This is a genomic window from Streptomyces sp. SA15 (assembly GCF_002291145.1).
In the GTDB taxonomy this organism is placed as follows: domain Bacteria; phylum Actinomycetota; class Actinomycetes; order Streptomycetales; family Streptomycetaceae; genus Streptomyces.
This window is the reverse complement of sequence record NZ_NTGE01000044.1, coordinates 30,815-54,698: the sequence shown is the minus strand read 5'-3', so window position 1 is coordinate 54,698 and position 23,884 is coordinate 30,815. Positions and strand designations below refer to the sequence as shown.

Sequence of the window (23,884 nt, the reverse complement as noted above, 5' to 3'; positions counted from 1 at the left end):
TGGTACCCCACCCAAGGCTCCCGGTACTTGGCCGCCACCGCCTCCGGCAACAGCCCCCGTTCCACCACGTACCCCACAGTTCCCACCTGCGTCCAAGCCCCCACGGCCAACGCCCCGGCAACCACCCCCCCCCCCCCCCCCCCCCCCCCCCCCCCCCCCCCCCCCCCCCCCCCCCCCCCCCCCCCCCCCCACCCCCCCCCCCCCCCCCCCCCCCCCCCCCACCCCCCGCAACAGTGCCGTGCGCGGCACCATGGGCAAGCCCCAACTTCCCCGGCGCCGGGCCCAGGAACACATCGCGCCGCAATTGCGCGACGGACCGGCGCCGCGTCAGGACTCCGAGTACCTGGCCGGCCACGACCCGGGTCTGATGGCGGCTTTCCAACGCGGCATCGGCCTCGCCGAGGCCCAGCAGCACCTGGAGCCGACGTACGACGAGCCGACGTACGACGAGCCGATGCCGCGACCGGAGTCGGTCTACCGGGAGTCGGTGCGTCTCGACTCGACACATGACTCGACACATGCCTCGCCACATGGGGGCACCGCACACCGCTGGGCGATTCCCATGGGGCCGACGCCCATGGGTTCGGGCCACACGGACGTCAGTTCGGCCTCCATGGACAGGGGATCGGCCTCCTCGGACCGGGGATCGGCCTCGATGGAGCCCGCGCACCCGGAGGCGGCCCACATAACCGAGGCGCGCGGCCTGCGGGGCAGCCTCCCCGCGCCCGGTCCCGACCTCGACCACACCACCCGGCACGACGGGAGCGCACCCGCCGGATGACCACCCCCGCTTCCACCCCCACCCCCAGCGCTCCCGCAGACCTTCGTACCTCAAGGAGTCGATCCACCATGGCGAGCGAAGCGCCGACCGGCCATGTATCCGATCTCGACTGGCTGATGAGCGGCCTCGTGCAGCGCGTACCGCACACCATCAGCGCGGTCCTGCTGTCCAGCGACGGGCTCGTGAAGTCGGTCCACGGCCTCGACCCGGACGGCGCCGATCACATGGCCGCCCTGGCCTCCGGCCTCTACTCCCTCGGCCGCAGCGCCGGCGTCCGCTTCGCGGACGGCGGCGACGTCCGCCAGGTCGTCGTCGAACTCGACTCGACCCTCCTGTTCGTCACGACCGCCGGCTCCGGCACCTGTCTCGCCGTCCTCGCCGGCCGCGAGGCCGACGCGGCCGTGCTCGGCTACGAGATGGCGATGCTGGTCAAGAGCGTCCGCCCCTACCTGGTGACCGCACCCCGGCAGCACACCGTCGAACCCACGGCGATGAGGCCTTGAGCGTGACGACGGCCGGCGACGGGCCCTGGCTCGACGAAGCGGCCGGACGGCTGGTGCGCCCCTTCACGGTCAGCAACGGCCGCACCCGGCCCACCATCGTGTTCGACCTGTTGTCGCACGTGATGGCCACCGGAGCCACGCCCCTCGGCTACCTCGGCCCCGAGCACGCGCAGGCGCTCGACCTGTGCCGCGCCCCCGTCTCGGTCGCCGAGGTCGCCGCCCACCTGAAGCTGCCGGCGGTGGTCACCAAGGTGCTGCTGTCGGACCTCGTCGACTGCGGGGCGCTGACCACCAAGCCACCCGAGTTCCACCACAACCCGACTGACCGGGCCCTTCTGGAGGCAGTGCTCGATGGACTACGACGACAGCTCTGACCCCTTCCCCACCGCGCTGAAGATCCTGGTGGCGGGAGGGTTCGGAGTCGGCAAGACGACCTTCGTGGGCGCGGTCAGCGAGATCGCGCCGCTCAGCACGGAGGAACTGCTCACCACGGTCAGCGCCGCGACCGACAGCCTCGACGGCATCGAGAACAAGGTCGAGACGACCGTGGCCATGGACTTCGGCCGCATCACCCTCGACCCGGAACACGTCCTGTACCTGTTCGGCACGCCCGGGCAGGAGCGGTTCTGGTTCATGTGGGACGAGCTCTCGGAGGGTGCGCTGGGCGCGGTCATCCTCGCCGACACCCGCCGCCTGGAGGACTGCTTCGCCGCCGTCGACTTCTTCGAGCAGCGCGGCCTCGGCTTCATCGTCGCGATCAACGAGTTCGACGGCTCGTACCGCTACGACCCCGAGGAGGTCCGTGCCGCCATCGACCTCCCCCCGGAGATCCCCATCGTCCGCTGCGACGCCCGGATCTCCAGTTCCGGGGTCCAGACCCTGCTCACCCTCGTACGACACCTCATCGCCCACAGCCCGGCCGTCGCGCCCAGCCACGGCGCCCACATGTGATCCCCGCACACACCGCCACGGAGCCGCATATGACCTACGTCCACCGCGACGGAGTTCGCCCATGAGCTACGACCTGCCCCGCCCGGCCGGTCGACTGTTGCTCACCCCCGAGGACAGGGAAGCCCCCGCCCGGGTACGGCGACTGCGCCGACTGGGGTTGGGCGATCACCCGGAGCCCGGCCTCGACGCCTTCGCGGCCCGCCTCGCCGAGTGCGCGGGGGCGCCGTACGCCATGGTCAACTTCATCGGCGAACACCGGCAGTTCTTCGCGGGCCTGCGCGTCCCGGACATCAGACCGACCGTCACGCGGTCGGCGGACACCGAGGAGAGCACCCCGGAGCTGGGCCGCCACCTGGAGCGCGACCACGGCTTCTGCCCCCATGTGGTGGTCCGGCGCAAGGCGTTGGTGCTGGAGGACGTGAGCGACTATCCGCGGTTCGCGGGCAACCCCATCGTCGACGAGTTCGGCATCCGCTCCTATCTCGGCGCGCCCCTCGTCGACAGCACAGGCATGGTGCTGGGCACCGTGTGCGCCGCCGACTTCGAGCCGCGGCCCTGGGGCAGATCCGGCCTGGAGACCATCAAGTCGGCGGCCGCGCAGCTCGTCGTACGGCTGGAGCGGCGGGAGGACGACGGACTCCTGATCTGACGCTCGGTGATCCACCACCTCAGGATTCGAGGCGGCGGCGGTCCTCCTCGTCCCACTTCCGGGTGTCGCGCGGCTGCACATACGGCTCCTTACCAGCCGGGTGGCCGCCTGCGACAGCGCGCTGACGGGCCAGCTCCGCGTCGAACTCCAGGCCGAGCAGGATCGCCAGATTCGTGATCCACAACCACACCAGGAATACGATCACACCGGCGAGCGTGCCGTAGGTCTTGTTGTACGAGGCGAAGTTCGCCACGTAGAACGCGAACCCGGCCGAGGCGATCATCCAGATCACCAGCGCCAGGAAACTGCCCGGCGTGATCCAGCGGAAGCCGCGGACCCGCGCGTTCGGCGTCGCCCAGTACAGGATCGCGATCATGATCGTGACCAGGACCACCAGCACCGGCCACTTCGCGATCGACCATACCGTCAGCGCTGTGTCACCGACCCCCAGCGCGGTACCCACCTCCCTTGCGAGACCGCCGGTGAACACCACGATCAGCGCACTGACCACGGTCAGGAGCATCAGCACAACGGTCACCCCGACCCGCACCGGCAGCACCTTCCACACCGGACGGCCCTCGGGGACGTCATAGACGGCGTTCGCGCTCCGGATGAACGCGGCGACATAGCCGGACGCCGACCACACCGCGAGCACCAGACCCACGATCGCCATGACCGAGCCGATCCCGGCGTTGCCCTGCAACTGCACCACCGCGTTGCGCAGAACGTCCCGCGCCGCGCCCGGGGCGAGATTCTGGATGTTGCCCAGCACCTGCTGGGTCGCCGACCGGCCGACTACACCGAGCAGCGAGATCAACGCGAGCAGTGCCGGGAACAGCGCCAGGATCCCGTAGTACGTCAGCGCCGCGGCCCGGTCGGCCAGCTCGTCCTTCTTGAACTCCTTCAGGGTGCCTTTCAGCACCGCCCGCCAGGAGCGCCCGGGCAGATCGGTCGGAGTGTCCGGCGCCTGCCGCTCCACCTGCTCATCCGGGCCGGCCTCCGGTGCGCGCACGACGTCATCGGTCTTCTGGCCGGCCGCGCCGTGCCTTCCATGCCGTTTCAGTGTCCGTACCATTCCGCACGAGTATCCGGCTGAGCACCGCACATACGCGCATGGAGCGTCTATCGGGGCCGGCGTGAAGGAAAGCTGTGGCGCCGCTTAAGAAAACCTCGATGGACCGGGGACTGCGTCGTACGGCAGATTGCCAGTCGAAACCACCCCTCTCCCCGAACGCGGGATCCTTCGGCATGCCCGGGTCCGGGGCCTCAGCTCAGGAGCCGTGGCGTTGAAGGCGCTGGTCAAGGAGAAGGCGGAACCCGGGCTGTGGCTCGCGGACGTGCCGGAGCCGGTGGTCGGCGCCGGTGACGTACTGATCAAGGTGCTGCGCACCGGCATCTGCGGCACCGATCTGCACATCCGGTCCTGGGACGGCTGGGCGCGGCAGACGATCCGCACCCCGCTCGTGGTCGGGCACGAGTTCGTCGGCGAGGTCGTCGAGACCGGCCGGGACGTCACCGACGTCAAGGCCGGCGACCGGGTCAGCGGCGAGGGCCACCTGGTATGCGGCAAGTGCCGCAACTGCCAGGCCGGGCGGCGGCATCTGTGCCGGGCGACCGTCGGGCTCGGTGTCGGCCGGGACGGGGCGTTCGCCGAGTACGTGGCGCTGCCCGCGTCCAATGTGTGGGTGCACCGTGTCCCGGTGGACCTCGACGTGGCGGCGATCTTCGACCCGTTCGGCAACGCGGTGCACACCGCGCTGTCGTTTCCGCTGGTCGGCGAGGACGTGCTGATCACGGGCGCCGGTCCGATCGGGCTGATGGCCGCAGCGGTGGCCCGGCACGCGGGCGCCCGCAATGTCGTGATCACCGATGTCAGCGAGGAGCGCCTGGAGCTGGCCCGCAAGACCGGCGCGAGTCTCGCGCTGAACGTGTCGCGGGCGACCATCGCCGACGGGCAACGAGAACTCGGTCTGCGCGAGGGCTTCGACATCGGGCTGGAGATGTCCGGCCGCCCCGAGGCGCTGCGCGACATGATCGCCAACATGACGCACGGCGGCCGGATCGCGATGCTCGGCCTGCCGTCCCAGGAGTTCCCGGTCGACTGGGCCCGGATCGTCACCTCGATGATCACTGTCAAGGGCATCTACGGCCGCGAGATGTTCGAAACCTGGTACGCGATGTCGGTGCTGCTGGAGGGCGGCCTCGACCTCGCCCCCGTGATCACCGGCCGGTACGGCTACCGCGACTTCGAGGCGGCGTTCGCCGACGCGGCGAGCGGCCGCGGCGGCAAGGTCATCCTCGACTGGGCCGCGTAACTCCCTTACGGCGTAAGCACTTAGGAGCTTCCCATTGTTCGACTCCGTGCGCGACGACCTGCGCACCACCCTCGACGAGATCCGCGCCGCCGGCCTGCACAAGCCCGAGCGCGTGATCGACACCCCGCAGTCCGCGACCGTGCACGTCACCCAGGGCGGCCGCGCCGGGGAGGTGCTCAACTTCTGCGCCAACAACTATCTCGGCCTCGCCGACCACCCCGAGGTCATCGCCGCCGCCCACGCGGCCCTGGACCGCTGGGGCTACGGCATGGCCTCCGTGCGCTTCATCTGCGGTACGCAGGAGGTGCACAAGGAACTGGAGGCACGGCTGTCCGCCTTCCTCGGCCAGGAGGACACGATCCTGTACTCCTCCTGCTTCGACGCCAACGGCGGCGTGTTCGAGACGCTGCTCGGGGAGCAGGACGCGGTGATCTCGGACGCGCTCAACCACGCCTCGATCATCGACGGCATCCGCCTGTCCAAGGCCCGCCGCTTCCGGTACGCCAACCGGGATCTGACGGACCTGGAGCGGCAGTTGAAGGAGGCTGCGGGCGCGCGGCGGAAGCTGATCGTCACCGACGGGGTCTTCTCCATGGACGGTTATGTCGCGCCCCTGCGCGAGATCTGCGACCTCGCCGACCGCTACGGCGCCATGGTCATGGTCGACGACTCGCACGCCGTCGGCTTCGTCGGCCCCGGTGGCCGCGGCACCCCCGAACTGCACGGCGTGATGGACCGCGTCGACATCATCACCGGCACCCTCGGCAAGGCGCTCGGCGGCGCCTCCGGCGGCTACGTCGCCGCCCGCGCCGAGATCGTCGCGCTCCTGCGCCAGCGCTCACGGCCGTACCTCTTCTCGAACACCCTCGCGCCGGTGATCGCCGCCGCCTCCCTGAAGGTGCTCGACCTGCTGGAGTCGGCGGACGACCTGCGGGTCCGGCTGGCCGAGAACACCGCCCTGTTCCGCCACCGGATGACCGAGGAGGGCTTCGACGTCCTGCCCGGCGACCACGCCATCGCGCCCGTGATGATCGGGGACGCGGCGAAGGCGGGACGCCTCGCGGAGCTGCTGCTGGAGCGCGGCGTGTACGTGATCGGCTTCTCGTACCCCGTCGTGCCACAGGGGCAGGCCCGGATCCGTGTGCAGCTGTCCGCCGCGCACTCCACGGACGACGTGAACCGCGCGGTCGACGCGTTCGTGGCGGCGCGGGCCGAGCTGGAGTCCGAGCTGGCGTCCGGCCGGACAGACAGGTGAAGACTGACCGGCCGGACATATTGCGATAATCGTTCGCATGATCGAAGCGCGACGGCTCCACATCCTCCGTGCGGTGGCCGACCACCGCACGGTGACTGCGGCTGCCGCCGCGCTGTACCTCACGCCGTCGGCGGTCTCGCAGCAGCTGACGGCCCTGGAGCAGGAGACGGGCCACCGGCTGGTCGAGCGTGGCGCCAAGGGCGTACGGCTGACAGCGGCCGGCGAGATCCTGCTCAGCCACACCAACGCCGTCCTCGCCCAACTGGAGCGGGCCGAGGCCGAACTCGCGGCCTACGGTTCGGGCGCGGCCGGCACGGTCACGGTCGCCTCCTTCGCGACCGGCATCGCCCTGGTCGTCGCGCCCGCTGTGGCCCGCCTCGCCGGGTCGGCGCCGGGTATCCGCATCCGCGTCCACGACGCTGAGGGCGACGCCAGTCTGCCGATGGTGCTCGACCGCCAGGTCGACGTGGCGGTCGCCGTCGAGTACCGCGGAGCCCCGCCCGCCGACGACCCGCGCCTGGCCCATGTCCCGCTGTACGCCGAGCCCTTCGACGCGGTCGTCCCGGTCAGCCACCGCCTCGCCGACGCCGACGAGATCCCGCTCGCCGAACTGGCCAAGGACCCGTGGATCGGCCCCTACCCCGGCAACCCCTGCCACGACGTGGTCGTCCTCGCCTGCGAGAGTGCCGGATTCCAGCCCCGCCTCGAGCACTCATCCGACGACTTCCGTGCCGTGGTGGCGCTGGCGTCCGCCGACGCGGGCGTCGCGCTTGTGCCGCGCTCGGCGCTGCGCGGCATGGAACTCGTGGGTGTGGTGGTCCGCCCCGTCGACGGTGTCGCGCCCACGCGCCGGGTCTTCGCGGCCGTACGGCGGGGCGCGGAGGAGCACCCGTTGATCCGGCCGGTGCTGGAGGCGCTGGAAGAAGCGGCTCGCATGTAACCCGGCCGTTTCATTTCTGGGATATCGTCCCGGATATGAGAAACGTTTCTGTGGAGGCCGCTCCGGAGCCCGACCCCGTCGATGCCCGGCTCGGCGCCCGCCTCGCCGGGCTGCGGGCCGAGCGCGGTTGGTCGTTGGGGGAGCTGGCGGAGCGCAGTGGAATCAGCCGTTCGACCTTGTCCCGGGCCGAACGGGCGGAGATCAGCCCGACCGCCTCCCTCCTGAACCGGCTCTGTCACGTCTACGAACGGACCATGTCCCAGCTCCTCAGTGAGGTCGAGGCCGAGCCTGCGCCGCTGGTGCGGGTCGCCGAGCAGCCGGTGTGGGAGGACCGCACCTCCGGGTTCGTACGACGGTCCGTGTCCCCGCCGGCCCCGGGGCTGCGCGGCGAACTCGTCGAGGGGCGGCTCGCCGCGGGCGCCGACATCGCCTACGACCGGCCGCCCGTGCCCGGCCTGGAGCAGCACATCTGGGTGCTGGCGGGGGCGCTGGAGGTCACGGCGCGGGACATCGAGCACCACCTGGAGACCGGGGACTGCCTGCGGCTGAGGGTGTGGGGGCCGACGCGCTTCCGGTGCGCGGGGCGGGACGAGGTGCGGTATGCGCTGGCGGTGGTGCTGCCGTGATCGTGAGCCGGGTGGAAGGAGCCCGACTGGCGGCGAGTGTGGAGGGGTTGGCCGACCTGCTGGTCGACACGGTCGACGGGGGCGCCTCGGTCGGATTCCTCGCGCCGCTCGACCGGGCGGCGGCCGTCGCCTGGTGGCAGGAGCGCGTCGCCGCGGCGGACGCCGGGCAACTCGCCGTGTGGACGGCACACGACGGGGACCGGATCGTCGGCACGGTCGGTCTGGCCTTCCCCGACAAGCCCAACAGCCGCCACCGCGCCGAGTTGGTCAAGCTGATGGTGCACCGGGACGCCCGCGGACAGGGCCTCGGCCGCACGCTTGTGACCACCGCCGAGGAAGCGGCGGTGGGCGCCGGCGTCACCCTCCTCCACCTGGACACCGAGACCGACAGCCCCGCCGAGCACCTGTACCGCTCGTCGGGCTGGATCCGGGCCGGCGTGATCCCCGACTACGCGGCGAGCCCTGCCGGGGTGCTGCGGCCGACGACGCTCTACTACAAGCACGTGGGCGAGGGTGCGGGCGTGGCGCACGCGCGGGACCCGGCGGAGGCAGTGGAGGAGGCGGCGGCGGGCGCTCTCACCAGGTGATTGTCAGTGCGAGCGGCTACGGTGCCTGTCATGCCGGATGCCGAAGACGTACGCCGAATCGCCCTGTCGCTGCCGGACACGACGGAGAAGATCGCCTGGAGCATGCCCACGTTCAGGGTGGCGGGGAAGATGTTCGTCACGCTGCCCGAGGACGAGACCTCCATCGCCGTGCGCTGCCCCAAGGAGGAGCGCGACGAACTGGTGATGGCCGAGCCGGACAAGTTCTGGATCGCCGACCACGAGGCGCAGTTCGCCTGGGTGCGGGCCCGCCTGGCCGCGCTGGAGGACGAGGGTGAACTGAGGGACATCCTCGCCGACTCCTGGCGCCAGGCGGCCCCGCCCCGACTGCTCGACGCCCACCCCGAGTTGGGCCTGCCGGCCGCGGACTGAAATCACTTCCCCGAATAAAGCGGTGCGCGACCACCGACCCGAGTGCGGTATTGTTTCCATGCACGTCCGGCCAGGGAAACCCCAGGTCAGACGGGCACCGGGACGTGGCGCAGCTTGGTAGCGCACTTGACTGGGGGTCAAGGGGTCGCAGGTTCAAATCCTGTCGTCCCGACTTTACGAAGTCGCAGGTCAGGGGCCGTTTCAGAGGAGATCTGAATCGGCCCATTGATCATTCTTGGGACAACTTGGGGACCAGCGCACTTGACTGGGCTGAAGCGCACGTTGACCCGGTCAAGGTGCGCTATAGGATCCGTCGCCGTACTCACTTGCCAGCGTGCCGGGTTGCCGACCAAAGGTTCTCCGCGCTCCCTGACCGCCTACGACCACTACTGAGGTTGAACTCGTGGTGTCGTAGGGGCTGACGGCTGGCCGTCGGCCGCAGTATCACCGGAGGCACGCGGTATCCACAAGGGGGCGGGCTGACCGCCGAACTTGGAACTAGCTCTCCACCAGTCGCCGAGGCTGCCCTGGGTGCACCCAGTATCAAGGGCGCTGGTGTCCGTAGGTGCGCTCGTGTCACTTGGTGGTGCCGTCTATACGTGGTTGGCGACTCCCTGACGGTGCCGAACCTTTTCGGCCCTATCGGTGTTGATCTTCTGTCGGGCGTTCGGGGCAGTCGGGGAAGGGGACCCACCGGCAGGTCGGGGCGCTGGCGCCGCAGTACGGGCAGATCTCGGTGACGGAGGTGAGCGGCAGGCCGTACACCCATCGCAGGCATGAGTTGGCCTGGAAGGGCCCGCGTTCGGCGGGGCGGTGGTGGAGGCCGGGGAGCAGGTTCCAGCGGCGCTCTGCCCGCTTCGTGCCGCGTGGTGCGGGCCGGGCGGGCTGCGAGTGGTGGAGCTCCAGCCAGTACCGCAGCGGCTGGCTCTCGCGGCCGTCGACGATGCCCGGCGCTTTGAAGCGGTCGGCGACGTCGGCCAGCCAGTCGCGGGCGGAGGCGTCGGCGGAGGCGGCGCGGCGGGTCTCCCAGTCGGCCATGGCGGCGGCCAGGCGCACGGCCTCGGGGTAGACGACGGCCGGGGCCGCCTGCCGGCGTCGCAGCCGGGGCCCCACTCCCAGCGCTTCCTCGCGCTGGTGCCACAGGTCGCGGGCGAACTGCTTGGACACCCACCACCACAGCGTCACCTGGTGGGCATCGGCGACCAGGGCGTCGCCGGCCGGGCCCCACCGGTGGTCGAAGGCGCGGTGCTGCTGAAGGGCACGGCCGATTTCCGGCAGGGGCGTGGTGTCGATCAGATAGCCGGCGTCGTCCCCGCACTGCCAGCGTCGTCCGCAGGCGCACGGCCGCCACCGGTGGCCGGCCGCGATCAGCCAGGCCCCGTCCTCCAGGCAGAGCGGGCACGCCTTGAGCGGGCCCTCGCCCGGCCCGTCCGGCCAGACGGTGAGGCGTACCTCGGCTCCGGAGACGACCAGCAGCCCGCCCGGGCGGAGGCCGGGGAGGGCGCGGCGCAGCTGGTCTTCGTCTCGCTCCACGAGTGCCGCCAGGCGGGTGACGGACTCCGGGCTGAGCCGGACCTCCTTCAGGTGCGGACGGAGCGGTGCGAGGGCCCCGCTGGGCAGACGGCCCTGGTGCAGCGCCTTGAGGAGTCGGCCGGCCTCGATGCCGTTGGCGGCCGCGGTCCGGGCGAGGTAGGAGGCGGTCGTCTCCCCATGGATCAGCGGGACGCGGATCGGCAGGTCCGCCGACCTGAGCGGCTTTCTGGTCGTAAGCCGTCTCTCGATGACCCGCACTGCGATCTCATCGTGGACCTGACCGACTGGTAGAACATCTGAATCACGCCCTAGCTGTGCTGTTCGGAGAGGTTGGCCGGTTTTCCCGCGTCAACGCCGCGCACCCTCGGCCGCCGTCCACCGGACCGGTATGGAACGGTCGGAATATGACCCAGGGCACCAAGGGCTCTGCGAGGGCCGGTCTGGTGCTGCTCTTCTTCGATGAGGCTGGGAAGGGAGGCGATCAGAGCGGTAGGCGTACCGGTGAGGCGAATGTCTACGCCGATGGTGCCTGGGTGGTCAGGGCGCTGCACGTACAGGCGCAACAGGCTGTGCCCCAGCAGCAGGAAACCGATCAGGAAGGGGTTCTCCTCGTCGCCGGGGTCCGACAAGGCGCGCAGGACGGTGAGTGCCTGGCCCTGTTCGGGTTCTGGGTCCGGGGTGATCTCCTCGGGACGGAGGCGGATGACGGTCATCCCCATGGCTTCGCTGATGTCGCTGCTGCCGTAGAGCTGGGTGCCGGCCAGGACAGTGCGCAGGATGCCGGGGATGTAGTACGGGGCGACGGTGTCGTGGGGGATCTCGTACAGGAACGTAGCGCCGTCCTCGTCGTCTCCAGCATGGACGGCGATCCGGACGGCGCCTGGGGCGGGCACGACTCCGCGCAGGCGGCAGCCCTCGGCGATGGGGGCGTTGAGGTAGTACAGCAGCAGGCGGCTGACAGCCGCCTGCTGCTCTCGGTCTTCGGAATCGATCACTGGTTCATCCATGCGGGGCACTTGTTGTTCGGCTGGTTGCGGCAGAAGGCGTTGATGACGCCGATCTTCTGTCCCCGGCCGGCGTCGTACCGTCCATCCTTAGTCTTGCGCGTGTACTGAACGATCACGACGAACTTGACCTGCGCGGGGCTGCCGCCGGTCCTGATCGCGACGCCGTCATACTCCAACCGCCCGTGGCCGTCATTGCGGTCGACCTTGTCCTTGAGGGCTGCGTTGAGGATGGCGCATTTTTTGATGTTGTGCCGGTGGGTGAAGTGGTTCCAGCCGAGCTCGGAGTTGCCGTACCGGGTAACGATCTTGCGCCCGTCGTCATCGTTCGACGCGCAGCGAACCCTCATGTCGAACGGGTTTGGTACGACCGGACCGGGCCTGGCCTGCGCGGTCGGGGATGCGGGACAGAAGGACCGCGGTAGTCAGGGCAGTGGCCGATAACTGAATGATCTTCCTCATATCGCGATCATGACACGCACCCGAAAGGGCGAGCACCAGACTTTTGGAACACTTGGCACACGAATACCGCGCTCTGGCAATACTGCCTCTCCACCAGTTTTCAGGCGGTGTGGAGCCCGCCTGGTACGAGGTGTGGGCGCAGGCTCCCGCGTGAGGCCGGTCGGCGGGGTCTCGTACGACGCCGTGCCCACCGAGCGCCTGGAGAAGCCGTGGACGGTGCGCGAGATCCTGGGACCGCGCCGGCCGTTCGGCTGGGTCCTGCAGAAGCTGGACGGCGGCCGCGGTCCCGGCCGGGGCGTCATCCACGCCTTCGACTGCGACGAAGCCCCCGCCGGGGCGCCGCTGCTGACCTTGGACGAGGCACTGGACGCCGCGGAGCATCCGGGGACCCGACTTGTTCTCTGTGTGGCGCGGCCGCCGAACTTGATCCCGTGATCCGGGGGTTCGACCACGGACTCGCCGACGGCGTGTAGGCCCGATCTCGGACGGCCGCAAGGGAAACCGTGCGCGCGTTCTGATGCAGGGCGGGTGTTGTCAGACCTCGCTGTCACCATCCGGCCGTGGCCCAGATCAGGCCCAAGCTCGCCCACACCTCCTTCACGGAGCTCTCCGCCGGCTCCGCCGTCCCGGTGGACTTGGACGACCTCCTGAACATGGTGCACCTGCGCCGTCACAGCCATGTCGTCATCGGCGACATCGCGCTTGTCCTCCCTGGATCCCTGCCGCACCGGAGGAGGCAGCTGACGTCGGGCATGGAGGGAGAGGAGGACGCAGCGGACGGGTGTTGCCGGGCCGTCAGCAGTCGGGCGGTCCGCGGCCGCTGGCGGCCTCCCTGTGTTCAGGGGCCGCCAGCGGCGCTACCTTCTCAGCGGTTGGTCCACAGGTTCCACCGCAAGGGCCACGTGCCATCGGCGCACTGGTAGGCGTCCCAGTGTCCGCGATCGATGCCCTGCTGACCGGCCGTCTGGCAGCCGCTCAGGGTGAAGTACTTGCCCCGGTGGACGTTGAGGCCGTCGGCCGCCTGGACGGCGGTCACGTGCGAGGAGGCTGCGGCAGGCGCCGCGACTGCGGGCGCCGCTGCGCTCAGGCCGAGCCCAGTCACGGCGATCGCTGCGAGGGCGCAGAACATGGTGCGTACACGCATGGTGAAGCCTTTCGGTGGAGGGTTCACAGTCGGCTCATGCGGCTTGTGCCGGCACGGCCATGGCCACCGGCCCGCTCACCCTCGGGGGTGATCTGCGCAGCCGGTACGCCGAGTTTGCGGTGGTAGATCGCTCTTCGCCAGCGGGTCCCGTTTGCTTCACCGATGTCGGGATCAATACATTCCTGACCTGCTGGGACGTATCCGTCCCGGGACATGAAGCAGCCGACGGGACACGGTTGCGGCACCTGCGGGGAGACCCTTGTCGATGAGTGGCCAACGTCCGCAGGACGCAGCGGCAGCACGGAGGCTGGGCGAGGCGCTGCGGGGACTGCAGCGAAGCTCGGGCCGCACGCTTCGCGCCCTGGAAACCCAGGTCCGCATCAGCGACTCGTCGCTCTCCCGCTACTTCCGCGGCGAAACCGTGCCTCCGTGGCCCGTCGTCCGGGACCTGTGCCGGGCGCTGGGAGCAGACCCCAGCGTGTACCGGGCTTTGTGGGAGGCCGCCGACCGCAGTCGGTCCGAGGAACCAGCCCCTGCCGCCCCGCCACCAAAACCCTCCCTCACCTGGCGACGCCGTCTGCGCAAGCACCTGTCCGGTCCATGGGGCTTCGCCGCAGCCGGCACCGCCATCGGCCTTGCGGCCGGGCTGACGCTGTTCGGCCTCCAGCACTCACCCACCGCGCCCCCTGCCCAGGGCGGCACCGAAGCGAAGGACGCGAAGACCGGCTACGGCGATGCCGGAGTGCTCGTCCACAACGTCGAAGAGAAATGCCAGAAACCCCGTACGCACGAATGCGCGCTGCATCTGGCCTGGGACCCCTACCGTCCCTACACGACGGCCAACTCCGCCGACCGTGTCTGGCACCATGACCTGCTGCACGCGCGTTGCCGGATCGCCGACGGCGTCACCGTCACCGACGAGGAAGAAAAACACAGCAGCATCTGGATCCAGGTCGCGCGGAAAGGGCAGCACCTATGGCTCCCCGGGATCCGCGTCGAGCCCGACAGGCTGGCCCAGTTGAGCACCGTACTGCCCAGGTGCCCGACATAACGGAGCAGCGATCCAGGTCGCCCGCTGGCATGGTGCGGAACCGGCCTGAGATGGGCAGGCATCCGTCCTGGAGGGCATGCAGGAGCTGCGGTCGCCCGCCAAGCCCTGGGTGCGCAGCAGCCCTTCGGGCGCCGGGTCCTGCGGCGACGTTGAACAGCAGGTTGGTTGGGGTGACTGCGGGGTTGGGCACGCCGAAGACGCTCGGCTGGATGGGGAGGAGGAACACCGCACAGGAGACGCCGACCGGTGCGGTCACGGTCGCGATCAGCAGCCGGCAACCAGTCCTCCTGGCACCGTCCAGTTCACCGTCGCCCCCTGCCCGTTGTTCGCCCGGCCAGTATCAACGCCTCGAAGGTCGGTGAGGTGACCTGCAACGAGATGTTCACGATCGGCCGGGCGGGGCTGCGGTGCCTCCACCCGTCCGCCGCTGGTACCGGACAGGTAGGCCCGGTGGGGGCCGCGGTCACGGGGCCGGCAACGTCTAGGGCTGCGCCTGTGGTCGGCTGGCCCCAGGGCGTTTGCCGATGATGCGGTACATGCCGATCGAGTCGTGGGTGGCGGTGTCGGCGAAGCCGAACTTCTCGTAGAGGAAGCGGGCCGGGCCGTCGGCGATCAGTGAGACGTAGGCGGTGGCGGGCGCCCGGCGTTCCAGTTCCTCGGTGAGTGCGGCCATGATGCGCCTGCCGAGGCCACGTCCTTGGTGGGCGGGGTTAACGCACATGTCGACGATCTGGAAGGCGGTGCCGCCGTCCCCGATGATCCGTCCCATGCCGATGGGCTGCCCCTCGTGGCTGAGGACCACCCCGTGCCACGTGTTCGGCAGGGCGAGCGCGACCGCTTCGGGGTCCTTGTCGGAGAGGCCGGCGTCGGTGCGCAGGCGGCGGAAGACCTCGACGGAGGGCACACCGACGCTCAACTCGTACGGGTCGTTCAACCTGTCCACTTCCGATCGTGCGTCGTTGCGGTGGCGGTCTGCCGTGGTGCTCGGCCGGTGAGTCAGTGGCCGGTTTCGGCGTGGTCGCCGTGGTCGCTGAGCTGTGCTTCGAACCAGTCGTGCAGAGCGTCGACCAAGGCGGGCTCGTCGGTGGTGTACGTCAGGGTGGCTCCGTCGGTCCGCTCCTTGTAGCGGACTTCGATGCGGTCGTAGCCCTCCTCCAGTGCGGCCAGTCCCGGCATGCTGTCGCCGTGGATCTGGGCGGGGTCGCCGAAGTCGCCCTGGCCGAAGGCCTTGGCCTCCTGCTTCAGGTGGGTGCGGATGAGGGCGATCTGCTTGGCGTCGTCGGGCTGGTCGGCGACGACGTCCTGGATGCCGCCTGTGTCGGTCGGGGTGAAGTGGTGGGTGGTCTCTTCGAGGTCGAAGGGCATCACGGTCCGGCCGCGTTCGGCGACCGCTTCCTGCCGGTCGGTCCGCCCCTCGCTGCTGTCCTTTTGGGGGCCGCCGATCCAGAAGGCTGCGCTCACTGCCGCGCCAATGCAGGCCGTGGTGATGCCGGCCGTCAGCAGCCGGCGCTTTCCGATGTTCATCCTGTGCCTCCGTGAGCATTTCGAGGGCGTGCGGTACGCCCGTTCCGTTGGGGGTGGGATCGCTGCGATGCGGTGGCGGGGGCATAGCGCAGTCCTTCGGCTTCGCCTGCGCGGCCCGCCCCTTTCGCCCCCTGAGGTATGTGGCCTGGGCTTACTGCTGCTTGGCGGGGATCAGCCACCAGACGATGACGGCGGAGACTGCGGCCAGGCCGGTGGCGACGAGGAACGCGTCGTCGAATCCGGAGGCGCTCTGGGCACCGGTGCGGGCGGCGATGCTCGTAGCGGCGGCGCTGGAGACGGCCGCCGCGCCGGCGGAGGCGCCGAACTCGTGGAAGGTGCTGACGATGCCCGACGCGACCCCGGCCTCGTGGGGAGCGACGCTGGCGAGTGCGGTGGCGGAGGCGACCACGAACAGGCCGCCCAGTCCCGCCGCGGCCACGCTCACGCCGGCGACCATCGCGGCCGTTCCGGACCACAGCACCGGCACGAGGAACCCGGCGCCCGCCACAGCCAAAGAGAGCACCGCCAGCAGCCGGGGTCCAAGAACGCCGATCACACGGCCGGCGGCTGCGGCGGCGGCCATGGTCAGCAGCGCCACCGGCAGGAACAGCACACCGGTCGTCAGTGCCCCGTGGTCCTGAAGGTTCTGCAGGTAGAAGGAGCCGAGGAAGAAGGCCCCCACCATCAGCGCCGTCGTGACGGCGATGACGAAGGTGCCCGCCACCACCGGCCGCCGGGTGAGCAGCCGCAGGTCCATCAGCGGCGCCGCCGCCCGGCGCTGCCAGAGGGCGAAGGCCGCGTAGCCGACTGCTGCGGCGAAGGCCAGGGCCACGGTGACGAGATCGAGCCAGCCGTGGTCACCGGCATGGATCAGGGCGTAGATGAGCGCGCCGGTCGCGGCGGCGACCAGGACGGCGCCGGGTATGTCCAGGGAGCCGGTAGCCGCGCGGGGCAGGCGGGGCAGGATCCGGGCGAGTGAGACAAGGACGACCAGGCCGACGGGAACGTTGACGAAGAAGACCCAGGCCCAGCCCGGACCCGCCGTGATCAACCCGCCCAGCAGCACACCGAGGGCGGCTCCCCCGCCGCCAAGCGCCGACCAGATACCGAGCGCGCGGTTGCGCTCGTCGCCGTCGAACAGCCGCACCACCACCGACAGCGCAGCGGGCGAGAGCATCGCGGCGCCCGCGCCCTGGGCGATCCGTGCGGCAAGCAGCAGCGGGGCGCCGGTGGCCAGTCCGGCGGCCAGGGAGGCGGCGGTGAACACGGCGAGCCCGGCCAGGACGACCCGCTTGGGGCCGAAGAGGTCCGCGGCCCGGCCGCCGAGCAGCATCAGGCTCCCGAACGTGAGGGCGTAGCCGCTGACCACCCAGGTCAAGGCCGCGCGGTCCAGGTCCAGTTCGGCGCCCATGTCCGGCAGGGCGATCGCGACGACGGTGATGTCGAGGATCAGCATCAGCTGGGCCAGTCCCAGCAGTCCCAGGGCCGTCCAGCGCAGCGGATGCGGCGCATCCGGCGTGCGGCTGGTGGTGGTTTCCGTGTCGCTCATGAACGCGCACCCCTCATCTCTAAGTCGTACAGAGGTGTTCACGTTATACGCCCTGGGGGTATAACCCAAACAGTGCTGTATGACTTACCGGGGTAGGGTGGGCGCCATGGGCAGCAAGAACTCCACGACCGCCAAGCGCGCCGACGCGCTGCGCAGCATCGAGGCGATCGTGCAGGCCGCCGCCGAATGCCTCGGGCGCAACCCGGAGGCGAGCCTCAGCGAGATCGCGCGGGCCGCAGGCGTGGGCCGGGTGACGCTGTATGGCCACTTCACCTCACGGGCAGAGGTCGTCGACGCGGCGATGAGCCGCGCTCTCGACCGGGGCAACGAGGTCCTGGACACGGTTGATATGACCGGTGACCCGCGGCTCGCCCTGTCCCGGTACATCGCCGCCGGCTGGCACCTGGTGGACCAGGCACGGGCGCTGCTCACCGCCGCGCAACGGGAGCTGTCCGCTGGACGCATCCGCGAACTGCATGCCGGGCCCGCCGCCCGCGTCGAGGCACTGGTCGCCCGCGGCCGCGCCGAGGGGGTCTTCCGTACGGACCTGCCGGTCGCCTGGATGGTCAACGTCTTGCACGCGGTCATGCATAGCGCAGCAGAAGAGATCCGCGCCGGCCGACTCACCTCCGACCGCGCCGCCGACCACATCACGGCCACAGTTCTCGCCGCCTTCACACCCCCGGGCAAACCAGTACCCGAAACCAGCGGCGGATCGTAACGGCGACAGCATTGCGTCTTCCACCGTGATCAGGCGGTGGTGAGCAGCGTCGCCCGCCCAACGGACACAGAACCGGACCTTGTGCACCGTCAGATGTACGGCTCGACTGCTAGTTCAGAGAAGGTCGACGTACAGCTTGTGCGCGAGCCGCGCCCCGCAACCGCCCAGCAGCACTCCGCACCAGAACGTGTCGTGCACATGGCCTCGGCGGAATCCATCCAGTTCGATCGCCTCGGTCGGCAGCATGATCGGCACGTCCGAGTGCTCATCCCCGATCACCGCTGTCTGTACCAGCCGCGTGTCCCGCGCCACGACGCCCCCAATCGTCCCTGGTCACGATAGATCGGCAGGGGTGTGATCGACAGGGAGACTGTCGGCCACCAGCGCCAGCCGCGAGAGCACCCACCGCGGCTGTCTCCTGGGGTGGTCAGGCCATGCGTCCGGGCTTCAAAACAGTGTCGGCACTGACAGCGGCCGCGGCTGCGATCTGATCGCGGACGTAGTCGGCCAGGGACCGCACCGTTGCCGCGTCGGCGGGGAGTCCGCCGTGGCAGAAACGCACGTCCATCCCGTCGTCTTTGAGTTCACGCAGCGTGGCGAGTACCTCGATGTGGCTGAGCAGCCTCGTACAGGCCTCCTCAGAGAGCACGGCCACCACTGCGATCCCCGCGAGGTGCTTGGCTGTCTCCTTCAGCTCCGCCGGGCCGAGCAGCAGGCGCTGGCCACTGCGCACGTGAGCGAACCACGAGGGTTCCGGAGCGGCGCCGAGGTCCTCAAGATTGACGCCGGCGGCGACGAGGGCTCCGCGTACGCGGTCGATGCGGCCGAGCATGCCAGCGTCGGCCACTACCGGGGCGGGCGCCGGGGCCGCGGCCGGACGTGGTTCTCCGAAGACCTGCTGATCATCGACCCCGCCCTCGCCGCCCCCGAGGAAGCCGCCCACCGTGTGCGGGAGCGCCTGCGGGACCGCGCCCGCTACGAGGGCTCCGATCCGGTCAGCGAGGACTGGGACGAGGACGAAGAAGGCGGAGACGTACTCACACCGCGCACGAGGGCCGTCCTGCGCCTGGCCCTGCAAGACCTGTCCGACCAGGCCTGGGAAGAGGCTGCCGCGCTCGGTGACGAACCGCTGCCGCGCGGCGCCGGTGGTCTGTTCGGCTCGCTGCCGCCGGTGACGCTGCGCCAGGACGGCACCTGGCGTCGGCACATGGCCAGGGCCTTCGATGACCTGGTCGCAGACCTCTCGTCCGAGGCAGAGGGCGAGCCGCGCTGCACCGGAGAGGAGATGGCGCTCCACCTGGGCATCGCCCGAGCCCGGGCCCTGACGCGTAACCGGCCGCCCGCGTACGCGAGACCGTGGAGGGCCTGCCCGAGGACCGCCGCGACTTCGACTGGCACGCCTGCTCCGACATCCTGTTCCAGGACCACGACGTCCTGATGCTGTTCGACAACTCCCTCGACGGCGTCGAAGACAGTGACAGTCAGGTCAACCAGGCGCTCGGCATGGTCAACCTCGCGCCGCAGGACTGGTTCGAGTTCTTCGACGCCGAGCAGGCCCGAAACCCCTCCCGCGGTTTCCGCCACGAGTGACGCGGCACCGGCAGCGGCCACTCCCGGACATAGCCATCGCCTGCTACCACCCTGCTACCATGAGGTGTGACCACGAAGAAGCAGACGCAGGTCCGGCTCAACGAGGACGTGCTGGAGGCTGGCAAAGCCGCCGCGCGCTCCCGTTCCCTGGACTTCAACAAGTACGTGGAACGGCTCATCATCGAGGACACTACCGGCGCCCGCGCCGCCGGCATGACGGCCGCCCAGCGGCTCATCGATGAGCACGGCACATTCCTCGACGACCTAGAGCAGCAGCTCGACGCTCCGTACGCCCAGCAGCAGCCGGGCGCCGCCGCGTGATCCTGCACGTCGACGAATCCTGGATCCTCGAAGTAGCGGAACGGGCCGGGCACCGCGACCCGGCCGCCGACGACTACGGCATCCCCATCGCCGCCGTCGCCCGCCACGGCGGCGAACTCCTCGACACCCCTGTCTACGGCGGGCCCTTCGCCCGCGCCGCCGCCCTGGTACACACCCTGGGCCGCTGCCGGTGGCTGGAGCGCTCCAACCTCACCGTCGCCTGCGCCGTCGCCGTCATGTATCTCGAGGCCAGCAACATCCCCGTCAACCCCACCCGCGAACAGCTCACCGCACTCGCCCACGAGCTGAACAACCCCCGCTGCACCGCCGACCGGATCGCCTCCTTCCTGCGCACCTGGAAACCCTGATCCCGGACCGGGCGGTGATCGCCTTCAGGCCGCGACAGGCCGGTGAGCGGGGGGAGAATGGTGGCATCTGGGTGCGCTGTGAGCCGCCCGGTGGGGCAGGACCTCGGCGGGCCTTGGATGAAGCGGTGCTGCTCGCGTCGGAGCAGCGGAAGAAGCTCGCCGCTGTGACCTTCCCAGCGCACGCGTGAGTCGCTCACGTGCCGGGTCCACGGCAGATGGCGTGCCACGAAGGCGGCGTCCGCAGGATCCATTCCCTGTGCGTCAGCATCTGAGCTGAGCCAGGCCAACGCGAGCTTGGAGGCGAGCAGTGCACCGGCCTCCGGTGCGAGCACGAGGGCCTTGTCACCGCTGAGTGCCTGGCGCACGGGTGACAGATCCAGCTTGGCTTCCTCGGCGTCGGCGGTGACGAACATGCGCAGCACCGTGTCCACCGCCCCGCGCTGCGAGTGGAGCCGACCGGACCGGAACGACAGATCTTCAGGCAGAACAAAGTGGGAGTCCAGCCCGGCACGCCGAAGTTCGACCAGGACGTCTGTGAAGTACTCCTCCGCCCCGAAACCCTTCTGGTCCCAGCCCATGACCCGCGTTTGTAGGCGCTGAGCCGGTCGCGGGTGAAGCGGTTGAGTTCCTTTCCGGATAGGAAGGCGATCTTCATCGCCGCCCTGGCGCGGAGTAACACCCACCTGGCCTTCGAGAGGGCGACCAAGGGGGTGGAGGGCGGCGATCAGGCTCTCCGGGGCCGTGGCAAACAGCTATGTGCGGCTGATCTTGGCGCACCCCGAAACGCTCCAGATGCAGATGCAGGGCTACGCCGTCGTGACAGCCGCCGAGGCCCAGGGCGATGACCGGATGGGCGAAGTGGTCCGAGCCGGCTGGATGACGCCTTGGGGGACCGTGCACCCGCCGTTGTGCCGATGTCGACGTGACGACGGCCTTCCTGGCGAACGGCATGCTCGTCAACACCCTTACGGCCATGGGGCTCCCCTCCGCTTGCCGGGAGTCAGGGACATGAAGCCATCGACCCGGGGAGCGCACGGTCACGGCACCTGCTCGAAAAGGGATGCGTCAGCGCATGCCTGCCGTGTCGAGGAGGGTGGCCACCGTGGGCGCGACGAGCCCGGTCAGTTTGTCGGCTCCGATCCCGGCGCGGGCGCTGGCGCCGTCGAAGACCAGGATGAGCTGCCGGGCCAGCAGGTCGGGATCGCTCGCCCCGCCCTGTTCGGCCTCGGCGCGGAAGAAGGCGGTCAGGTTCGCCTTGATCCGGTGGGCCACCCGGCTCGCGGGGTGGTTCTGGTCTTTGAGCTCGATCTGAGCAGCGAGGTACCGGCAGCCTTGGAAGTCGGGCGCACCCGCCTGCTCCTCCAACTGGTCGAAGACGTGCAAGATCCGCTCGTGGGGTGACCGGCCATCGTCCGCCGCGGGCAGGAGGGTCGCCACGAAGGCGGAGGATCGCTCCTCCAGACTCGCCGCGAGCAGTTCGTCCTTGCTCTCGAACAGCTGGTACAGAGAGCGCTTCGACACCCCCGCCTCCCTGCACAGCGTGTCGACTCCGATGCTGACACCGTCTCGGTAGGTGAGCGTGGCCGCCGCCTCCAGCAGCCGCTCTCTGGTACTTGGCTTCACTTCGGTGGTCATACGGCGAGGTTAACTCGCTTACGACGAAATGGAAACCGATCAGTTTACGGCGCTTTGCCGGCGATCTTCGCGCTGCTCACTGCCGAGCGGGCATGTGAGTAAATTCCGCTACGCCGGGGCGGCGGTCTTCTCGGGCTTTGTCTGGGCGGGGACGCGGTGCAGCCCCTGGCTGCCGGGACCAGCCCACTCCCGAAGCCGAAGCGTGTGGCCACGATGAGGCCGGCGGCCATCCTCACCCAGCCCCGGGCCAGGCCAGTGTCCCCTGGGCGCCGTTGTTGAGGATCGAGCCGATACCGCCGGTGATCTGCCGCGGAGACTGCCCTGCCTTCCTGCGCTGATCTGTGCCTTGAGGGAGCCAATCAGCGCAGGTAGCAGGGCACTTCCCACAGTTCACTCGTCGTGACAAGCGCGTATCCTCGGTGGATTCAGGCTCAGTGGGCGATCACGGGCTCGCCCTCCGACGGCGCCAGGGCCGCATTCGGCAGCAGGAACGCCGCGAGCACCGCGCCGACCACGAAGATCCCGGCGCCCCACGCCAGGGTGGCCGTGTAGCTCTCGACCCCGGCCTGTGCCACGGTCAGTGCGCCGGGCTTGTGCGAGGACAGGTAGTCGGTCGCGGCCGACGAGGCGACGGTGGTCAGCAGCGCCGTGCTGATCGAGCCACCCACCTGCTGGCTGGTGTTGATCAGCGCCGAGGCGACGCCGGCGTCCTCGTGGTGCACGCCTGCGGTCGCACCCTGGAACGCGGTGGTCATCACCCCGCCGATACCGAGGCCCAGCAGGATCATGCCCGGCATGATGTCGGCGACGTAGCCGCTGTTCAACGTGAGTTGGGTCAGCAAGGCCATACCGGATGCGGCGACCAGGAAGCTGACGCTGACCACGACCTTCGGACCGACCCTGGGCAGCAGCAGCGAAGGCACCGTGGTCGACGAGGCAACGATGCCCCCGACCATCGGCAGGAACGCCAGACCGGCCTCGATCGGCGAGTAGCCGATGCTGGCCTCCAGGTAATAGGTCAGGAACAGGAAGATCGAGAACATCCCCATGCCCATGACGAACACGGCCAGGAACGAACCACCTCGGGTCCGGTCCAGCACGACCCGCAGCGGCAGCAGCGGATGCGCGACCCTGAGCTCCAGCCATGCGAAGACCGCGAGCAGCACCACGCCGCCGATCATGGAGCCGAGGGCGACCGGGTCGGTCCAACTGGTGGATTCGACGTGCGCGAACCCGTAGACGATGCCGAACAGTGCGGCGCTCACCATGACGGTGCCCGGAATATCAAGTTTGGGCCGCTCGGTGACCACGGGCTTGGCCAGCCACAGCAGCGCGCCGACCAGCGCGACGCCCGCGAAAATGACGTTCACGTACATCACCCAGCGCCACGACGCCCATTCGGTCAGCATGCCGCCGAGCAGCAGTCCGACCGCGGCGCCCGCACCGGACAACGCACTGAAGATACCGAAGGCCTTCGCCCTTTCGGCCGACTGAGTGAAGGTCACACTGAGCAGCGAGAGCGCCGCGGGCGCGAGCAGCGCGGCGAAGAGACCCTGGGCCACACGTGCCGCGACGAGCAGTTCGAAGCTGGTGGCCGCGCCGCCGACGACAGACGCGCCCGCGAAACCGATCAGACCGGCCACGAAGGTCGTACGCCGGCCGAACATGTCACCGAGTCGGCCCCCGAGCAGCAGCAGGCTGCCGAACGCCAGGGCGTACCCCGTGATGACCCACTGCCGGCTGCCGTCACTGAAACCGAGGTCATGTTGCGCTTCGGGCAGCGCGATGTTCACGACGGTCGCATCGAGCGTGACCATGAGCTGTGCCACGCCCAGCACGACGAGCACCCACCAGCGCACGGCATGTGAGCCGCGGCGGCCCGAGTCGGTTTTCCCGGAGGCGGGCGCCCCACGGTCGAAGGTGGTAGTCATGTCTTCCCTTTGCTGCCGGTCATGGACTGAACACCGATCGGAAACCGATCTGTT

General features: G+C 69.8%; 29 protein-coding genes, 1 tRNA gene and 2 pseudogenes. 19 read left to right on the top strand and 13 right to left on the bottom strand.

Annotation, left to right across the window (positions count from 1 at the left end; genetic code table 11):
* Positions 1 to 238: 238 nt before the first annotated feature.
* The 5 genes from CLM62_RS51270 (at position 239) to CLM62_RS08650 (ending at position 2,884) form a co-directional block, all read left to right on the top strand.
* On the top strand, positions 239 to 781 hold the full coding sequence (locus CLM62_RS51270) for a hypothetical protein (RefSeq protein WP_257003738.1): 543 nt from the start codon (positions 239 to 241) through the stop codon (positions 779 to 781).
* Positions 782 to 849: 68 nt separating this feature from the next.
* Positions 850 to 1,284, top strand: coding sequence for a roadblock/LC7 domain-containing protein (locus CLM62_RS08665; RefSeq protein WP_095749271.1), 435 nt, complete (start codon positions 850 to 852; stop codon positions 1,282 to 1,284).
* A gap of 2 nt (positions 1,285 to 1,286) precedes the next feature.
* Positions 1,287 to 1,658: a DUF742 domain-containing protein gene (locus CLM62_RS08660; RefSeq protein ID WP_095749270.1), complete on the top strand. Its 372-nt coding sequence runs from the start codon at positions 1,287 to 1,289 to the stop codon at positions 1,656 to 1,658.
* Positions 1,636 to 2,235 (top strand): ATP/GTP-binding protein, encoded by a 600-nt coding sequence (locus tag CLM62_RS08655; RefSeq protein ID WP_095749269.1) that lies wholly within the window; start codon positions 1,636 to 1,638, stop codon positions 2,233 to 2,235. Before CLM62_RS08660 ends, CLM62_RS08655 begins: the two co-directional genes overlap by 23 nt.
* Positions 2,236 to 2,296: 61 nt before the next feature.
* Entirely contained in the window at positions 2,297 to 2,884 is a 588-nt protein-coding gene (locus tag CLM62_RS08650) for a GAF domain-containing protein (protein WP_095749268.1), read from the top strand.
* Between the two features lie 19 nt (positions 2,885 to 2,903).
* On the opposite strand, the gene CLM62_RS08645 is transcribed toward CLM62_RS08650, so the two are convergent.
* A complete protein-coding gene (locus tag CLM62_RS08645; RefSeq protein ID WP_095749267.1) occupies positions 2,904 to 3,959 on the bottom strand; it encodes a YihY/virulence factor BrkB family protein in 1,056 nt (351 codons plus the stop codon).
* Between the two features lie 211 nt (positions 3,960 to 4,170).
* On the opposite strand from CLM62_RS08645, the gene tdh reads away from it, so the two are divergent.
* From tdh to CLM62_RS08610, 7 genes are all read left to right on the top strand, one after another.
* Complete coding sequence (tdh, locus tag CLM62_RS08640) at positions 4,171 to 5,199, top strand: L-threonine 3-dehydrogenase (RefSeq protein WP_095749266.1); 1,029 nt, start codon at positions 4,171 to 4,173, stop codon at positions 5,197 to 5,199.
* 34 nt (positions 5,200 to 5,233) lie between these two features.
* Positions 5,234 to 6,454 carry a glycine C-acetyltransferase gene (locus CLM62_RS08635; protein WP_095749265.1) on the top strand — a complete coding sequence of 407 codons (1,221 nt, stop codon included), beginning with the start codon at positions 5,234 to 5,236 and terminating at the stop codon, positions 6,452 to 6,454.
* A 37-nt stretch (positions 6,455 to 6,491) separates the two neighbouring features.
* Positions 6,492 to 7,394, top strand: a complete 903-nt coding sequence (locus CLM62_RS08630; protein WP_095749264.1) for a LysR family transcriptional regulator — start codon at positions 6,492 to 6,494, stop codon at positions 7,392 to 7,394.
* A 35-nt stretch (positions 7,395 to 7,429) separates the two neighbouring features.
* Complete coding sequence (locus CLM62_RS08625; RefSeq protein ID WP_095749263.1) at positions 7,430 to 8,020, top strand: helix-turn-helix domain-containing protein; 591 nt, start codon at positions 7,430 to 7,432, stop codon at positions 8,018 to 8,020.
* Positions 8,017 to 8,607: a GNAT family N-acetyltransferase gene (locus tag CLM62_RS08620; RefSeq protein WP_095749262.1), complete on the top strand. Its 591-nt coding sequence runs from the start codon at positions 8,017 to 8,019 to the stop codon at positions 8,605 to 8,607. Before CLM62_RS08625 ends, CLM62_RS08620 begins: the two co-directional genes overlap by 4 nt.
* A gap of 30 nt (positions 8,608 to 8,637) precedes the next feature.
* Entirely contained in the window at positions 8,638 to 8,997 is a 360-nt protein-coding gene (locus tag CLM62_RS08615) for an MmcQ/YjbR family DNA-binding protein (RefSeq protein ID WP_179382009.1), read from the top strand.
* Positions 8,998 to 9,095: 98 nt separating this feature from the next.
* Positions 9,096 to 9,169 (top strand) — tRNA-Pro (locus CLM62_RS08610).
* A 467-nt stretch (positions 9,170 to 9,636) separates the two neighbouring features.
* On the opposite strand, the gene CLM62_RS08605 is transcribed toward CLM62_RS08610, so the two are convergent.
* From CLM62_RS08605 to CLM62_RS08595, 3 genes are read right to left on the bottom strand one after another with little or no spacing between them, the layout of a single operon-like run.
* A complete protein-coding gene (locus CLM62_RS08605) occupies positions 9,637 to 10,788 on the bottom strand; it encodes a TniQ family protein (RefSeq protein WP_107483767.1) in 1,152 nt (383 codons plus the stop codon).
* A gap of 50 nt (positions 10,789 to 10,838) precedes the next feature.
* Positions 10,839 to 11,525 carry a hypothetical protein gene (locus CLM62_RS08600; RefSeq protein ID WP_095749259.1) on the bottom strand — a complete coding sequence of 229 codons (687 nt, stop codon included), beginning with the start codon at positions 11,523 to 11,525 and terminating at the stop codon, positions 10,839 to 10,841.
* Positions 11,522 to 11,884 (bottom strand): hypothetical protein, encoded by a 363-nt coding sequence (locus CLM62_RS08595; RefSeq protein ID WP_095749258.1) that lies wholly within the window; start codon positions 11,882 to 11,884, stop codon positions 11,522 to 11,524. The genes CLM62_RS08600 and CLM62_RS08595 overlap by 4 nt, the downstream gene beginning before the upstream one ends.
* 155 nt (positions 11,885 to 12,039) lie before the next feature.
* On the opposite strand from CLM62_RS08595, the pseudogene CLM62_RS08590 reads away from it, so the two are divergent.
* Positions 12,040 to 12,469 (top strand): annotated as a pseudogene (locus CLM62_RS08590) (DUF6233 domain-containing protein).
* 392 nt (positions 12,470 to 12,861) lie between these two features.
* On the opposite strand, the gene CLM62_RS08580 reads toward CLM62_RS08590, so the two are convergent.
* On the bottom strand, positions 12,862 to 13,140 hold the full coding sequence (locus CLM62_RS08580; protein WP_095749255.1) for a hypothetical protein: 279 nt from the start codon (positions 13,138 to 13,140) through the stop codon (positions 12,862 to 12,864).
* A gap of 265 nt (positions 13,141 to 13,405) precedes the next feature.
* On the opposite strand from CLM62_RS08580, the gene CLM62_RS08575 reads away from it, so the two are divergent.
* Positions 13,406 to 14,191: a helix-turn-helix transcriptional regulator gene (locus tag CLM62_RS08575; RefSeq protein WP_095749254.1), complete on the top strand. Its 786-nt coding sequence runs from the start codon at positions 13,406 to 13,408 to the stop codon at positions 14,189 to 14,191.
* Between the two features lie 127 nt (positions 14,192 to 14,318).
* Here CLM62_RS08575 and CLM62_RS51265 read toward each other — a convergent pair.
* From CLM62_RS51265 to CLM62_RS08560, 4 genes and pseudogenes are all read right to left on the bottom strand, one after another.
* A pseudogene (locus CLM62_RS51265) lies at positions 14,319 to 14,492 on the bottom strand (sulfite exporter TauE/SafE family protein); the annotation flags it as partial.
* 180 nt (positions 14,493 to 14,672) lie between these two features.
* Entirely contained in the window at positions 14,673 to 15,134 is a 462-nt protein-coding gene (locus CLM62_RS08570) for a GNAT family N-acetyltransferase (protein ID WP_095749253.1), read from the bottom strand.
* A gap of 53 nt (positions 15,135 to 15,187) precedes the next feature.
* Positions 15,188 to 15,715 (bottom strand): aspartate carbamoyltransferase, encoded by a 528-nt coding sequence (locus CLM62_RS08565; RefSeq protein ID WP_095749252.1) that lies wholly within the window; start codon positions 15,713 to 15,715, stop codon positions 15,188 to 15,190.
* A gap of 151 nt (positions 15,716 to 15,866) precedes the next feature.
* Positions 15,867 to 17,264 (bottom strand): MFS transporter, encoded by a 1,398-nt coding sequence (locus CLM62_RS08560; protein ID WP_095749251.1) that lies wholly within the window; start codon positions 17,262 to 17,264, stop codon positions 15,867 to 15,869.
* Between the two features lie 106 nt (positions 17,265 to 17,370).
* Between CLM62_RS08560 and CLM62_RS08555 the strand changes: the two genes are divergently transcribed.
* A complete protein-coding gene (locus CLM62_RS08555; protein WP_095749250.1) occupies positions 17,371 to 17,985 on the top strand; it encodes a TetR/AcrR family transcriptional regulator in 615 nt (204 codons plus the stop codon).
* 114 nt (positions 17,986 to 18,099) lie between these two features.
* On the opposite strand, the gene CLM62_RS08550 is transcribed toward CLM62_RS08555, so the two are convergent.
* Complete coding sequence (locus CLM62_RS08550) at positions 18,100 to 18,297, bottom strand: hypothetical protein (protein WP_095749249.1); 198 nt, start codon at positions 18,295 to 18,297, stop codon at positions 18,100 to 18,102.
* 115 nt (positions 18,298 to 18,412) lie between these two features.
* Positions 18,413 to 18,718, bottom strand: coding sequence for a hypothetical protein (locus CLM62_RS08545; protein WP_095749248.1), 306 nt, complete (start codon positions 18,716 to 18,718; stop codon positions 18,413 to 18,415).
* On the opposite strand from CLM62_RS08545, the gene CLM62_RS08540 reads away from it, so the two are divergent.
* The 4 genes from CLM62_RS08540 (at position 18,719) to CLM62_RS08530 (ending at position 20,264) form a co-directional block, all read left to right on the top strand.
* The gene (locus CLM62_RS08540; protein ID WP_179382008.1) at positions 18,719 to 19,423 is read left to right on the top strand and encodes a hypothetical protein; all 705 of its coding nucleotides are present in this window, start codon (positions 18,719 to 18,721) and stop codon (positions 19,421 to 19,423) included.
* Entirely contained in the window at positions 19,423 to 19,575 is a 153-nt protein-coding gene (locus tag CLM62_RS49870) for a hypothetical protein (protein ID WP_179382007.1), read from the top strand. The genes CLM62_RS08540 and CLM62_RS49870 overlap by 1 nt, the downstream gene beginning before the upstream one ends.
* 66 nt (positions 19,576 to 19,641) lie before the next feature.
* Positions 19,642 to 19,896, top strand: a complete 255-nt coding sequence (locus tag CLM62_RS08535; protein ID WP_095749247.1) for a hypothetical protein — start codon at positions 19,642 to 19,644, stop codon at positions 19,894 to 19,896.
* The gene (locus CLM62_RS08530) at positions 19,893 to 20,264 is read left to right on the top strand and encodes a fic family toxin-antitoxin system, toxin component (RefSeq protein WP_095749246.1); all 372 of its coding nucleotides are present in this window, start codon (positions 19,893 to 19,895) and stop codon (positions 20,262 to 20,264) included. Before CLM62_RS08535 ends, CLM62_RS08530 begins: the two co-directional genes overlap by 4 nt.
* Positions 20,265 to 21,329: 1,065 nt before the next feature.
* On the opposite strand, the gene CLM62_RS08525 is transcribed toward CLM62_RS08530, so the two are convergent.
* Entirely contained in the window at positions 21,330 to 21,899 is a 570-nt protein-coding gene (locus CLM62_RS08525; RefSeq protein ID WP_095749245.1) for a TetR/AcrR family transcriptional regulator, read from the bottom strand.
* Positions 21,900 to 22,330: 431 nt separating this feature from the next.
* Positions 22,331 to 23,830 (bottom strand): MFS transporter, encoded by a 1,500-nt coding sequence (locus CLM62_RS08520; protein WP_095749244.1) that lies wholly within the window; start codon positions 23,828 to 23,830, stop codon positions 22,331 to 22,333.
* Positions 23,831 to 23,884: the final 54 nt, after the last annotated feature.

Coding starts and splice junctions, on each gene's coding strand:
- CLM62_RS08665 (WP_095749271.1), top strand. CDS start 850: ATGGCGAGCGAAGCGCCGACCGGCCATGTATCCGATCTCGACTGGCTG.
- CLM62_RS49870 (WP_179382007.1), top strand. CDS start 19,423: ATGCTGTTCGACAACTCCCTCGACGGCGTCGAAGACAGTGACAGTCAG.
- CLM62_RS08565 (WP_095749252.1), bottom strand. CDS start 15,715: ATGAACATCGGAAAGCGCCGGCTGCTGACGGCCGGCATCACCACGGCC.
- CLM62_RS08645 (WP_095749267.1), bottom strand. CDS start 3,959: ATGGTACGGACACTGAAACGGCATGGAAGGCACGGCGCGGCCGGCCAG.
- CLM62_RS08520 (WP_095749244.1), bottom strand. CDS start 23,830: ATGACTACCACCTTCGACCGTGGGGCGCCCGCCTCCGGGAAAACCGAC.
- CLM62_RS08625 (WP_095749263.1), top strand. CDS start 7,430: ATGAGAAACGTTTCTGTGGAGGCCGCTCCGGAGCCCGACCCCGTCGAT.
- CLM62_RS08655 (WP_095749269.1), top strand. CDS start 1,636: ATGGACTACGACGACAGCTCTGACCCCTTCCCCACCGCGCTGAAGATC.
- CLM62_RS08595 (WP_095749258.1), bottom strand. CDS start 11,884: ATGAGGGTTCGCTGCGCGTCGAACGATGACGACGGGCGCAAGATCGTT.
- CLM62_RS08650 (WP_095749268.1), top strand. CDS start 2,297: ATGAGCTACGACCTGCCCCGCCCGGCCGGTCGACTGTTGCTCACCCCC.
- CLM62_RS08615 (WP_179382009.1), top strand. CDS start 8,638: ATGCCGGATGCCGAAGACGTACGCCGAATCGCCCTGTCGCTGCCGGAC.
- CLM62_RS08575 (WP_095749254.1), top strand. CDS start 13,406: ATGAGTGGCCAACGTCCGCAGGACGCAGCGGCAGCACGGAGGCTGGGC.
- CLM62_RS08525 (WP_095749245.1), bottom strand. CDS start 21,899: ATGACCACCGAAGTGAAGCCAAGTACCAGAGAGCGGCTGCTGGAGGCG.
- CLM62_RS08580 (WP_095749255.1), bottom strand. CDS start 13,140: ATGCGTGTACGCACCATGTTCTGCGCCCTCGCAGCGATCGCCGTGACT.
- CLM62_RS08630 (WP_095749264.1), top strand. CDS start 6,492: ATGATCGAAGCGCGACGGCTCCACATCCTCCGTGCGGTGGCCGACCAC.
- CLM62_RS08555 (WP_095749250.1), top strand. CDS start 17,371: ATGGGCAGCAAGAACTCCACGACCGCCAAGCGCGCCGACGCGCTGCGC.
- CLM62_RS08560 (WP_095749251.1), bottom strand. CDS start 17,264: ATGAGCGACACGGAAACCACCACCAGCCGCACGCCGGATGCGCCGCAT.